This window comes from Vibrio sp. 1562, assembly GCF_033340155.1.
Lineage (GTDB): Bacteria > Pseudomonadota > Gammaproteobacteria > Enterobacterales > Vibrionaceae > Vibrio > Vibrio alginolyticus.
In genome coordinates, this window is record NZ_JAWOVY010000006.1 from 184,719 (window position 1) to 197,231 (window position 12,513).

Annotated in this window: 9 protein-coding genes; 6 read left to right on the top strand and 3 right to left on the bottom strand. The window is 43.0% G+C overall.

The window, feature by feature from the left end; genetic code table 11:
• The first annotated feature begins 17 nt into the window (after positions 1 to 17).
• Positions 18 to 977 carry a D-erythronate dehydrogenase gene (denD, locus tag R7Z49_RS08940; RefSeq protein ID WP_064369125.1) on the top strand — a complete coding sequence of 320 codons (960 nt, stop codon included), beginning with the start codon at positions 18 to 20 and terminating at the stop codon, positions 975 to 977.
• A complete protein-coding gene (locus R7Z49_RS08945) occupies positions 977 to 2,470 on the top strand; it encodes a GntP family permease (protein ID WP_005375369.1) in 1,494 nt (497 codons plus the stop codon). The genes denD and R7Z49_RS08945 overlap by 1 nt, the downstream gene beginning before the upstream one ends.
• Positions 2,471 to 2,736: 266 nt before the next feature.
• Here the strand turns inward: R7Z49_RS08945 and rcnR are convergent, their stop codons facing one another.
• Positions 2,737 to 3,009 carry a Ni(II)/Co(II)-binding transcriptional repressor RcnR gene (rcnR, locus tag R7Z49_RS08950; protein ID WP_005375370.1) on the bottom strand — a complete coding sequence of 91 codons (273 nt, stop codon included), beginning with the start codon at positions 3,007 to 3,009 and terminating at the stop codon, positions 2,737 to 2,739.
• Positions 3,010 to 3,144: 135 nt separating this feature from the next.
• Between rcnR and R7Z49_RS08955 the strand changes: the two genes are divergently transcribed.
• Positions 3,145 to 4,221 (top strand): nickel/cobalt efflux protein RcnA, encoded by a 1,077-nt coding sequence (locus R7Z49_RS08955; RefSeq protein ID WP_171344147.1) that lies wholly within the window; start codon positions 3,145 to 3,147, stop codon positions 4,219 to 4,221.
• A gap of 550 nt (positions 4,222 to 4,771) precedes the next feature.
• Entirely contained in the window at positions 4,772 to 6,331 is a 1,560-nt protein-coding gene (locus R7Z49_RS08960; RefSeq protein WP_017635256.1) for a methyl-accepting chemotaxis protein, read from the top strand.
• 147 nt (positions 6,332 to 6,478) lie between these two features.
• Here the strand turns inward: R7Z49_RS08960 and R7Z49_RS08965 are convergent, their stop codons facing one another.
• On the bottom strand, positions 6,479 to 7,378 hold the full coding sequence (locus R7Z49_RS08965) for a LysR family transcriptional regulator (protein ID WP_005375376.1): 900 nt from the start codon (positions 7,376 to 7,378) through the stop codon (positions 6,479 to 6,481).
• A gap of 141 nt (positions 7,379 to 7,519) precedes the next feature.
• Here R7Z49_RS08965 and accD point away from each other — a divergent pair, with 141 nt between their 5' ends.
• On the top strand, positions 7,520 to 8,383 hold the full coding sequence (gene accD, locus R7Z49_RS08970; RefSeq protein WP_186585159.1) for an acetyl-CoA carboxylase, carboxyltransferase subunit beta: 864 nt from the start codon (positions 7,520 to 7,522) through the stop codon (positions 8,381 to 8,383).
• Between the two features lie 31 nt (positions 8,384 to 8,414).
• Here the strand turns inward: accD and R7Z49_RS08975 are convergent, their stop codons facing one another.
• Positions 8,415 to 9,392 (bottom strand): hypothetical protein, encoded by a 978-nt coding sequence (locus R7Z49_RS08975; RefSeq protein WP_065275418.1) that lies wholly within the window; start codon positions 9,390 to 9,392, stop codon positions 8,415 to 8,417.
• 448 nt (positions 9,393 to 9,840) lie between these two features.
• Between R7Z49_RS08975 and R7Z49_RS08980 the strand changes: the two genes are divergently transcribed.
• Positions 9,841 to 12,285: a M9 family metallopeptidase gene (locus R7Z49_RS08980; RefSeq protein ID WP_318111567.1), complete on the top strand. Its 2,445-nt coding sequence runs from the start codon at positions 9,841 to 9,843 to the stop codon at positions 12,283 to 12,285.
• Positions 12,286 to 12,513: the final 228 nt, after the last annotated feature.

Below are 12,513 nucleotides of genomic sequence, written 5' to 3' on the forward strand. Positions count from 1 at the left end.
AACAAAGGGTCGTGACTATGAATATTATCATAACTGGAGGGGCGGGTTTTCTCGGAACCCTACTTGCCAAATCACTACTAAAAGAAAACAAAGCTGAAAGTATTACTATTGTCGACATTCAAAAGTCGCGCTTAGAGGGCATTGATGACCGAGTCGTTTCTTTAGTCATGGATATGACAAAGCGAGAAAATATAGACCAAGTTATTACTGCCGAAACGACACACATTTTTCATTTAGCGGCAATTGTATCGAGCCATGCTGAGCAAGATTTTGATTTAGGCGTAGCTGTAAACCTGACGACCACACAGTTATTGCTTGAGCGTTGCCGTAAAGTAAACCCTAATATTCGTTTTACGTTTGCTTCATCTTTAGCTGTCTTTGGTGGTGATCTTCCGGAAACGATTACACCAATAACAGCACTTCATCCTCAGTCATCCTACGGGACGCAAAAAGCCATAGGTGAGTTATTGGTTAACGACTATGCCCGTAAAGGCTTTGTTAAAGCTGTATCCGTACGTTTACCGACTATTTGTATTCGCCCTGGGAAACCAAACCTTGCCGCTAGCTCTTTCGTAAGCGGAATTATTCGTGAGCCTTTGAATGCTCAAGAATCAAATTGTCCTGTAGACCCTACGCTAAAACTTTGGATATCGAGCCCGTCTAGAGTGGTGGACAATATTCAATATGCAGGGCTAATGCCTTATGAGCAGTTAAATAATCTGTCCTATAGAACGCTTAATTTACCTGGTATTCAAACTACACCAGCTGAGATGATTCAAACAATGGACACTCTAACGGGTAAACAACTTTCTAATTATATTACCTATGAGCATGATGCGGGTATTGATCGTATTGTGAGTAGTTGGCCACAAAAAATTGATTGTACTAAAGAACTGGAGCTTGGATTTAAAGCAGACAGTAATTTCAAGGATGTATTACAACAATTTATTTCTGTTAACAATATGGAGATTGTCTAATGTTACCAACCTCAGTAATTGGACTAATAGTAGCCGTATCAGTCCTTGTTTTTCTTGTGTTACGTACAAAAGTACATGTGTTAATTGCGATGTTAATTGCGGCATGTATCGCAGGTATTATTGGTGGGTTAAGTGTTGACGACACGATTGCGACCGTTAGCAAAGGATTTGGTGGAACATTAGGCGGTATAGGGATTGTCATCGGTCTCGGCGTTATGATGGGGGCTATTTTAGAGGCTTCTGGAGCAGGAGAAAGTATTGCCTATAATTTTATAAAGTGGTTAGGAAAAAAGAAAGAAGAGGCCGCTCTTGCTGTAACTGGCTATATTGTTAGCATCCCAATCTTTGTGGATAGCGCGCTTATCATTCTTTATCCAATAGCGAAGTCTTTGTCAAAAACGTCCAATCGCTCGATTTTAACGCTTACGGTTGCTCTGGCGGGCGGCTTGGTCGTAGCGCATCACGCTATTCCGCCGACTCCAGGGCCTTTGGGCGTTGCTGGTATCTTTGGTGTCGATCTTGCCAGCATGTTAGGTTTTGGTTTGATGATCGCAGCGCCTTGTGTCATGGGTATTGTTTGGTATGCAAGATGGTTAGAAAAGCAGTTTCCTGAATTCATTCCAACCGAACATTTCTCGAAGTCTAGTGAGCAACTGATTAATGATCACAAAGAGTACATTGCAAGTAAAGAAGCGAAAGACCTACCATCTTTAAGTAAATCTATCGCTCCAATTATTATCCCAATTTTACTTATACTTGCGAAATCAGTGATGGGTTTATTAGAGGGGACTTTCGGTTTCGAAGGGCTGACTGCAACAACATTTGGTCAATTTATCGCTTTTATCGGCAGCCCTACTATTGCACTATCAATAGCGACGTTACTAGCGGTTTACACATTGGGTAATAACCTTACCAAAGAAGAAGCGAATGAAAAGATGGAACAAGGAATCTCCACTTGTGGCATCATTTTGTTAGTAACAGGAGCTGGTGGCGCGTTAGGTGCCGTATTGCGTGAAACGGGTGCGGGCGCAGAGATTGCCAACCAAGTTGCAGGGCTTCCTATTTCTGCGGTTATGATTCCATTTATTATTGCGACGTTAGTTCGTATTATTCAGGGCTCTGGTACAGTCTCCATGATAACCGCTGCTTCTATATCTGCCCCAGTTTTAGTGAATATTCCTGACGTTAACCTTTTATTCGCAGCGACGGCAGCTACGATGGGATCTCTATTTGCTGGCTACTTTAATGACTCGCTATTCCATATTGTTAATCGATTAATGGGGGTGACTGAGGTTAAGAAACAACTCATTATTTGGACTATTCCAACAACAATTGCTTGGGCTATTGGTGGTTCATTAGTCATGATTCTTAACTTATTCTTCGGATCTCATGGTTCAATCTTTGATCCTGTGTTACCACTTGCTGTACTTTTGGGGTGTGTTGCATTTACAAAATCTTACAGCGCTAAGCACGTCGAATTACAAGAGGTATAAAGGTTTACTTGTACTCTTCCATAAAGTAAAAACCTATCACAATATGTATTTTTATCAGATAGTTTAGAGTTTTTTAATAATATGAACGGCCCTATGTTTGGGCCGTTTTAGTTCTTATAAATAAACTATTTAAATTGAACCGATATAGGTTCCGTTTTCAACTTAATCAATATGAAATGGAATTGTTATTTCCCGCTTAGTAAGAGATTACCTATAAAGGTTCTATTCGAGTTTAACTCTAGTGATTTTACTCTAGCGAAGTAGGGTTACTTTATATAAGAGTCCAGTACTTTTAATACGACTTCCATATCTTTTTCACGTTGAGTTTTGTCTTCCTCAAGTACGACGTGTTCAAGTAAGTGACCTTTAATTACTTCTCGCATCAAACCATTTACTGCTCCCCGAATAGCGGCAATCTGCTGCAACACATCTTGGCATTCATGCTCTTCTTCCAGCATTTTTTTAAGTCCATTTACCTGACCCTGTATTTTACTGACTCGAGTGTTGAGCTTCTTTTGATCTCTGGTTGTATGCGACATGTCTTATCTTCTTTAAGTTACGGGCCGAGTTATTCTAACTGATAATGTAGCACTCAATTTATACTGGGGGGTAGTATTTAATACTAGGGGGGAGTATAGTTTGCGATAAATTAGAATCAACAACAGAGAACAACAATGGATTTTGTCGCGTTACTACAACAAGGTAATGGGTGGTTCTTTATTCCCAGTGCCATTTTGCTTGGCGCCTTGCATGGTTTAGAACCTGGGCACTCTAAAACGATGATGGCGGCGTTCATTGTCGCGGTGAAAGGAACGGTCAAACAAGCCGTGATGCTGGGTTTAGCTGCCACACTTTCTCACACTATAATTGTATGGTTAATCGCTGTTGGCGGGATGTATATTAGCCAGAAATTCACCGCTGAAGCGGCTGAACCATGGATGCAACTTATCTCTGGGGTCATTATCGTGACAACCGGCGTATGGATGTTTTGGCGGACATGGAGCGATGAGCGAGCTTGGAACAAAGCTCAGGATCATGCTCGCGACTGGACGACGCAAGTTGTGGATACAGGACATGGGCATGTTTCGCTTTCGATTACACAGGAAGGGGAGCATCACCGTTTCCAATTGCGAACACTCAGCGGTAAACCTTTAACTGCTGAAGGTATCAAGGTTTCGGTATCGAGTGATGGTTATCAACCTGCTGATATCTATCACTTTATAGAGCGTGATGGATACTTGGAATCGGCGTCTTGCATTGAAGTCTCTAATGGACTTTCTGTCACTTTGATCATCGGGCACCATGATCATACCCATGACTTTGATGTACATTTCCGTTCTGGTTCTCATTTAGAAAGCGAAGATAAGGAATATCAAGATGCTCACGAACGCGCTCACGCTTTAGACATTCAAAAACGCTTTGAGAATCGAGACGTGACGAATGGGCAAATTCTGCTGTTTGGATTAACGGGCGGTTTGATTCCATGCCCTGCTGCGGTAACGGTTTTGCTTATCTGTTTGCAGCTTAAGGCAATGACTCTTGGTGCGACTTTAGTTGTGTCATTCAGTATTGGCTTAGCCTTGACTCTGGTTGCTGTTGGCGTTGTGGCAGCAGTGGGCGTGCAAAAAGCGACATCTAAATGGAGCGGTTTGAATGATGTTGCACGTCGAGCTCCTTACTTATCGGGCGTCTTGATCAGTGCAGTTGGTTTATACATGGGTATGCATGGATACATATCGCTGACAAGTTAAACTCTGTGGTAAAGATTTTTTTCCTTTCTTTTTTTATGGGCAATGGCTTCATGCCTTGGTTTGCCTATTTTGCTGCCGATTCTTGATTGAGAATCACTCGATCTGACATCGCTGCCATATCTACAAACCAAGTCATTCTCGCTTCACCAAGCATCTCGGATTACAACCGCTGCAATTGTGGCTCTAATATCTGAACCTGAGATACTAAATGATAAAACGGGAGCACTGACCACAGTGCTCCCGACGGTCAAAACGCTAATTAGAAGTCTTTTCTTTAATGTTCGATACCAATTTGGTCGCATAGTTAAATTTAACTATGCAAACGTTTCCTTTTGCGTACTCGTCCCTTCGCCAAACCTCGTAGAAATGTGACGTTTTGAAGACTTTTTTTCCTTCTGTCTAAAGTAATCGGGAACCAAGCAGATACATAGTTATAAAGTTATGTCTTGCTCTGCCAAACAGACCCAAAATGCAGTTTGGTTGGTTTTGGAGAAGAAAGGCTTAGCGCTCGATTAATGAGCATCAATTGAATTGTATTGAGACAATTATAATGAAAAGAATCATCTTATTAGCAGTCTGCGCCATGTTTGGTATTGCTGTCGTGGCGAGTATGGCATCAACGTACCTAATTTCGAGTCAGAAAATCGATGACATCATCTTAAACAAATCCCAAGTTCAAGCTGAGTTTCTAGCGGGAAATGCGAGTTATATTTTGGAGAACTCAGCTAATCCAATGCAAGATTTACAATCGCTTGTTGAGGGGCTGAAACAACGTTCAGACGTGAGCTATGCCGTTGTAATTGATCGTAACGTGACGGCAGTAGCCCACAGTGATAAGCACAAGTTGAACAAAACCTATAACGATGAATATACTGTTGAAGGCGCGACGAGAGGTGTTCAACAGTACTCAAAGTGGTATGCCGATGTCCAGAAAGTATGGGTGTTTGACATCATGGCACCAATTTATGTGGATGGTCAGTTATACGGTACTTTTGATATCGGTATTCCTATTACTGAAGTGAGCCAAGCGACGAATGGAATTATTACTTACCAGTTGATCTCTATGGTGGCGATCTTCGTTATGTGTGTTTTGATTCTGTCACTTCTGCTAAATAAACTGATGAGACCGCTTTCTGCGCTTAAAGACGCTCTACAAGACATCTCAAAAGGAGACGGAGACTTAACCGTTCGTTTGCCAGCGAAAGGTAATGACGAAGTCGCGCAAATTTCTTCTGCTTTCAACGTTTTTGTTGGGAAAGTACATGAGATTATTACACAAGTTGTAAATACTGGTGTGGAGCTTAATAGTTCAGCTGTCGCTTTGCGTGGGCAATCTCAACAAGCGCTCACAAGAGGGCAAGAGCAGAACGAGCAAACCATGCTGGTTGTCACATCCATGAACGAAATGATTGCGACGGTCAATGAAATTGCCTCCAATGCTGCCGGAGCGGCAAATGCTGCGAGTGCAGCAAGTAATGAAGCGCAAGATGGCTACACGACGCTAGAAAGAACCAAAACGGCGATGACTAATCTTGAAAACGAGATGAACAGCACTTCCAACATTATCGTGAGTCTTGCTGAAAATACTCAGTCGATTGGTAGTATTCTAGAGGTGATTAGAGGTATTTCGGAGCAAACCAATCTATTGGCTCTCAATGCGGCTATCGAAGCGGCACGCGCTGGTGATGCCGGCCGAGGTTTTGCAGTAGTCGCTGATGAAGTTCGCAACCTAGCGACTAAAACGGCTCATTCTACCGATGAAATTGACAATATGATTCACCAGCTACAAACTGAAGCTCAAAGTGCGGTGAATTCAATGAGTAATAGTAAGACTCTTATTGAAGAAGGAACGGCAGAAACTGAGTTAGCTCGACAGGCTTTAGAAGCAATAGCTGCACAAGTGACGACTATTTCAGATATCAATACTCAAGTAGCAACCGCAACAGAACAGCAATCAACGGTAGCAAACGAAATTAATATGAACATGGATACCGTCAGCCACTCAGTGAAAAGTGCGCTAACAGCGAGTGAGCAACTAGAAGAATCAAGTCAACAACTCGCGGAGCTATCGCGAACACTCGATCGTCACGTAGGAGCGTTTAGAATCTAAACGCCAACTGACCCTCTTTAATAAAAGCCAGTAAATGTTAATTGCTGGCTTTTTTATTTGAAAAAATCGAGTCTCAAATCGCTTAGCGGTGTTTGTCCTTTCTAGACGATAAAACAGAATACGATAAATTAGTTGAGTAAAGCTTAGCTAGGCGTTAAGTTTTGCGTTTTGCTTTAAATGTTCAACAAACATAGATATTTTCTTAGCTACATGTTTTCTTGACGAGTAAAAGGCGTAAAGCACTAAATCCTCAGGTTCGTACTCTAGAGTGACGATTTCTAGCTCACCATTTTTGATCTCATTTTGGCATGACTCAATTGGCAATATTGCGTATCCAAGCCCTAATAACGCGCCATATCTGGCGAGATGACCGCTGTTTACTTTGAATGAAGATTGCACAGTTTGAGTAATATGGCCCCCAACAGGGTTTCTGAATACCCATGGTGCACCATTTACTGCGGTAAGCGTCGTGATGCAGGGAACATGACTTAGATCCGTAATTTTGTAAGGGGTGGCGTATTTCTCAATTAGTTGAGGCGCGGCTAAAATGGCACTGGGCCAGCGTTTTATCTCTCTCGCCACCCAGTTACTGTCTGACAAAGTCCCTCTATGAAAACTCAAAATGACATCAAAGCTGTCAATAACATCATCTTTAGGGTTTAGCGTTGTATCGCAAGACAAAGAGATTGACGGGTATTGCGTGCAAAAGGTGACAACCGCTTTGGCCAGTACAGGTGTGTCTGGCATAAGAATTCGCAGTTCCCCTGTTACCGTGTGCGAGTGGCGCGTTACCGTTTCTAGTGCGGCGTTGAGTTGCTCCAATAACGGACGAGTGCTGCTATAGAGCTCTTCTCCAGCCTCGGTAGGCGTCATTCGCCTTGTTGTTCTATTGAACAACCTAATGTTTAACTTTTCTTCAAGCAGGGCAATGTGTCGGCTGATATTTGATGTTGGTATATTCAAACACTCAGCGGCTCGCTTAAAGCTGTTGTTCTCATAAACACAGTGAAAACTTTTTAACCAGATTTGGTCAACGTTATCAAACATTTCATTATCCCACTTTATTGGATTATCAAGCCAGCATATCGCACTTTATCCCTGTACTAAGTTACATACAATTTTATTTACAAGTTTAAGCGAACAAACAACGAGATATCGCGCTAGAACGTAATCAATAGTGGTGAATTTATGAGCTGGTTAGAACGGTTATTTGAGAATAAAAATATAATAGGTTCGCGCAAAGCGTCTATCCCTGAGGGCGTTTGGACAAAGTGTCCTGAGTGTGAACAAATACTTTATCGTGCCGCGTTAAAAGAAAATTTGGAAGTATGCCCTAAATGCTCATATCACATGAGAATGGCTGCGCGTCAAAGGTTGATCTCTTTTCTGGACCATGGAACACAACAAGAGTTGGCAAGTGAGTTGGAGCCACAAGATATTTTGGGTTTTAAAGACTTAAAGCGATATAAAGAGCGAATTGCTTTAGCGCAGAAAACGACTGGAGAAAAAGATGCGTTGGTGGTGATGCAGGGCAAGTTATTGGGGCTGCCTGTTGTTGCGTGTGCATTCGAATTCTCTTTCATGGCAGGCTCGATGGGCGCAGTGGTTGGCGAGAAGTTTGTCCGAGCAATTGAAAGCGCAATTAATACAAAATCTGGGTTAGTATGTTTTAACGCTTGCGGAGGGGCGCGCATGCAAGAGTCTTTGGTGGCACTAATGCAAATGTCAAAAACCAGCGCCGCGTTAAACCACTTATCTGAGCACAGATTACCCTATATCTCAGTATTGACGGACCAAACTTATGGTGGCGTCTCGGCGAGTTTAGCCATGTTAGGAGACATCAATATTGGTGAACCTAAAGCAAGTATTGGCTTTGCGGGAAGACGTGTCATTGAGCAAACGGTACGTGAAAAGTTACCAGACGAGTTTCAGCGAAGTGAATTTTTACTAGCGCATGGTGCGCTAGATATGATTGTCGATAGACGTGAAATGCGCGATCGCGTTGGCCGCTTACTGGCTAAGTTAACCAACGCGAGGGTGGTCTCAGAATAGGTTGTATTAAAATTAGACTTAGTACTTGCGTTTATTGAGCCGTAATCATTACAAACCGTTCATTTTGCCCCCATCTTGGTTCCGCATTCATTAGGCTGAGATCCAACGCCGTTTGGTATGGGTCAACAGCAAAATGGTTGCTTACTAACCCCCAGAGCATCCAGTTGATTGCGGTTTCATTCTCGGTAAGCTCTTCGAGTGGCGCTTGGAGGAAAAAGTACTCATCTTCGCCATCGTAACCGAGCCGATCATAGATAATGTTGCGTAGCTCTCGATCCAAATCATGTTGGAGGTTGATTGAGTCGTACAGTTGCTCTTCTGTTGGGCCATTCTCATGGTGATAAACATTGCGTTTTGACTCTTTGTGTAAAGTACCTGCGCCAGTTTCAATGCTTACTTTCTTTTGCGAGTGTTGCTCAAGAACTTGAATGATTTCATCCTCTAGTTGATCGAGTTTACTCAGCAAAACTTGATTGTTTATGTCACCAGCGGGGGAGGCCATCGTTTGGAAGGCTTTCACTCTCTCGTAGACTGCTTTCCCGTGAGGAAGGGCTGCAAAACACTGTTCTTGGAGCGCTTCATTGGCTTGCCAAATGCCCGAGTAGAGCTCGTAATCATGTGTATATGGTGGAAGCTCTTCAGTATCTTCCCCTAATAATTCTCGCCAGTGCTTTTGCCACTGTTCTTCTTTTGCGTGTTTTACACGCGCGTATTGCTTAACCCAGCGGTTACGAAGTTTTACCCCAAAAATGGCAAGTCCCCATGGAGCGAGCAAATAAAAATAATAGTGAGAAGAGTTATCCCAAAAGTAACCGTAAACGTAAACACCAAAAGCAAGCACCCAAGTTCCAATAGTACAAGCAATAACCCCGGACATTATTGATGATTGGCGCTTTGTTTCTCTTAATGTATTACCTTCAGAACATAACCAAAAAATGCCGCCAAAAACAAAGGCAAACGTTGTCATGAAGTAGGCAATCCCCGCTCCCCAAAATCCCCAAAGTGACATGTATTATCCCTAGCCAAATATCTGCTTTATTCACTCATCAATGACTGGAGGAGTAAATGTGTTTTATTTGGCGGAGAATTTACCATTAATGCCAACCTTTTGATATGCACTCTATGACTTATTGGGTATGAGTCACAAATAAAAATAGATGGTATCAAGCATCAAAATTTAATTTAGAACCTTTGATTGTCGTGAACTCTATCTGGAAGAGTTAAGGGGGGCGTTTAAGGGCAATTTTCCTCATAAAGTCGTTATTTAGAAAAAGGTAAATTAATGTTTTTATTGATAATTGTGAGTTTTTTTGGAGTGGGATTGCTCCCATTTAATTAGAGTAAAAGACCTATTTTTGGGAGCGGTTTCATAAATTTTATGACACTGATTTCACTGTTTGAGCTGTAAAGAATATAAACCCCCACTCAATGTATGTTAATAATCAATGAGTGTTGTTATGTCTCATATCCGTTTTTTCCCGCGCCATCGTTTGGCGCTTGCTTGTATGCTAGCGAGTGTGTCTGGCTTCTCTTTTGCACAAAATCAGTGTGCTGTTGCTGATTTACAACAATCGCGAGATCTGGCTACTGCCGTTTCTGGTGCTGAGTATGATTGCTACCACGCATGGTTTTCAGCACCTTCAGAAACGCTGAATGATATCTATAGTGAAGCGAGCCTAAGCCGTATCCAAGTCGCGCTGGATCAAGAAATCGCTCGCTATCGTGGTGAAGCAGATCAAGCTCGTATTCTAGAGAACCTAGGCGAATTTATTCGAGCGGCCTACTACGTTCGCTACAACGCTGGTACTGGTACACCTGAGTTTTCGCAAGCGTTGAGTCAGCGTTTTGCTCAGTCGACGAACCTATTCCTAAACAACCCTCATGCTTTGGATCAAGGTCGTGAACAAGTTGGTGCAATGAAGAGCCTGACTTTGATGGTTGATAACGTTAAGCAGTTGCCGCTGACCATGGATAGCATGATGGCCGCGTTGATGCACTTTAATCGTGAAACCGCACAGGACACGCAATGGGTCGATGGTTTAAACAACTTGTTCCGCTCTATGGCAGGCCATGCGGCGAACGATGCGTTCTACCGATACATGGCAAACAATACACACCATATTGATACGTTGGTGAAATTCGCATCTGATAATGCTTGGGCATTAGATACGGATGCAAGCTTTATCGTTTTCAATGCATTACGTGAAACTGGTCGTTTGCTCGCGAGCCCAGATCAGGAGACCAAACGCAAAGCATTGGCAGTAATGCAACAGGTGATGCAGCGTTATCCACTGGGTAGTGAGCATGACAAACTATGGCTTGCTGCCGTTGAAATGATGAGCTACTACGCACCAGAAGACCTAAATGGTCTGAATATTGAGCAAGCCAAGCAAGATTTAGCTGCACGTGTAATGCCAAATCGTTTTGAATGTCAGGGACCTGCCATTATTCGCTCTGAAGATCTGACCGATGCTCAAGCAGCGAAAGCGTGTGAAGTGCTAGCGGCAAAAGAAGCCGACTTCCATCGAGTTGCGAATACGGGTAATCAACCTGTCGCTGATGATTTGAATGATCGTGTTGAAGTGGCGGTATTCGCGAGTAACGCTAGTTACGTTGATTACTCTTCATTCCTATTTGGTAATACAACGGACAACGGTGGTCAGTACCTAGAAGGTGACCCTTCAAAAGCGGACAATACTGCGCGTTTCGTCGCTTATCGCTACGCGAATGGTGAAGATCTCTCTATCTTGAACCTAGAACATGAATACACGCACTATTTAGATGCACGATTTAACCAATACGGTTCGTTCAGCGATAACTTGGCTCATGGTCATATTGTTTGGTGGCTAGAAGGTTTTGCTGAATACATGCATTACAAGCAAGGTTACCAAGCTGCGATTGAGCTGATTGCAGATGGTAAACTGAGCCTTTCCACTGTGTTTGATACCACGTACTCTCACGATACCAATCGTATCTATCGTTGGGGTTATCTAGCTGTTCGATTCATGTTAGAAAATCATCCACAAGACGTCGAAAGCTTGTTGGCATTGTCGCGCTCTGGCCAGTTCGAACAATGGGCACAGCAGGTGACGTCTTTAGGTCAACAATACGATGCTGAGTTTGAACGTTGGTTGGACACATTAAAAGTGGAACCTGAGCAACCTGATACAGACCCAGAAGAACCAACAGAACCAACAGAACCAACAGAACCAACAAGCCCTGAAGCAAAAGTGACTGAATTGACGGCGAACCAAAGCCTTCAGCTCAGTGGCGAAGCATACAGCGAAAAACTGTTCTACGTTGATGTTCCAGCCAACACCGTTAACTTCAATGTATCTATTGAGGGTGCGGGTGATGCGGATCTTTACATGAGCTACAACAAAATCGCGCATTACTATGATTTCGAAATGAGTCAATATGCTGATGGCAGCAATGAAGAGATTGTGTTTGAACCAAAGCAAGATGGTTACGTTAAAGCGGGTCGTTACTACATCAGCTTAACTGGACGTGATAGCTATGACTCAGTGAATCTTGTGGCTGCGTTAGAAGTGGAAGCGCAAACACCGCCAACCCAAGTGCAAGATGATTTAGCACCTGTGGTATTAGAGTCTGGTGAAGCCAAAATGCTTACCGTTCACAAGCAGCGTTATGCAGCAGTTTATGTGCCTGAAGGTGTTGAAGAGGTTCGTGTATGGCTAACGGCTCACTCTCAAACTGGTAATGTCGATCTATACGCGAGTAGGGAACATTGGCCTACAGTAGAGCAGCACGAGTATGCGTCCAACTATGCAGGCAGCAATGAATACCTTGCGATTCCTGTTACTGAAGCAGGGTACGTGTACTTCGCTCTTCAGGCTCCAGAGCAAGGTGATGACGTTGAAATGCTAGTGCACTTCAACTAAACAGGTTCGATTAGCTAAAGTCGAGATAAAACGTCGCTGATACAGCGACGTTTTTGTTTATATCGGACACGATTATAAACAAACAGCGGCGAATGCTAGTTAATCGGCTGATCTATCGAGTTATCGGTTGCCCTTTTTCTAAACGGCTTTAGGTTTGTATTGCAATTTACCGCGCACATAAACTTTTTTAGCGACGCGTTCTGTGACCTAGCTTCTGATTTGTGATTC

Coding starts and splice junctions, on each gene's coding strand:
- R7Z49_RS08965 (WP_005375376.1), bottom strand. CDS start 7,378: ATGTTTGATAACGTTGACCAAATCTGGTTAAAAAGTTTTCACTGTGTT.
- accD (WP_186585159.1), top strand. CDS start 7,520: ATGAGCTGGTTAGAACGGTTATTTGAGAATAAAAATATAATAGGTTCG.
- R7Z49_RS08960 (WP_017635256.1), top strand. CDS start 4,772: ATGAAAAGAATCATCTTATTAGCAGTCTGCGCCATGTTTGGTATTGCT.
- denD (WP_064369125.1), top strand. CDS start 18: ATGAATATTATCATAACTGGAGGGGCGGGTTTTCTCGGAACCCTACTT.
- rcnR (WP_005375370.1), bottom strand. CDS start 3,009: ATGTCGCATACAACCAGAGATCAAAAGAAGCTCAACACTCGAGTCAGT.
- R7Z49_RS08980 (WP_318111567.1), top strand. CDS start 9,841: ATGTCTCATATCCGTTTTTTCCCGCGCCATCGTTTGGCGCTTGCTTGT.
- R7Z49_RS08945 (WP_005375369.1), top strand. CDS start 977: ATGTTACCAACCTCAGTAATTGGACTAATAGTAGCCGTATCAGTCCTT.
- R7Z49_RS08955 (WP_171344147.1), top strand. CDS start 3,145: ATGGATTTTGTCGCGTTACTACAACAAGGTAATGGGTGGTTCTTTATT.
- R7Z49_RS08975 (WP_065275418.1), bottom strand. CDS start 9,392: ATGTCACTTTGGGGATTTTGGGGAGCGGGGATTGCCTACTTCATGACA.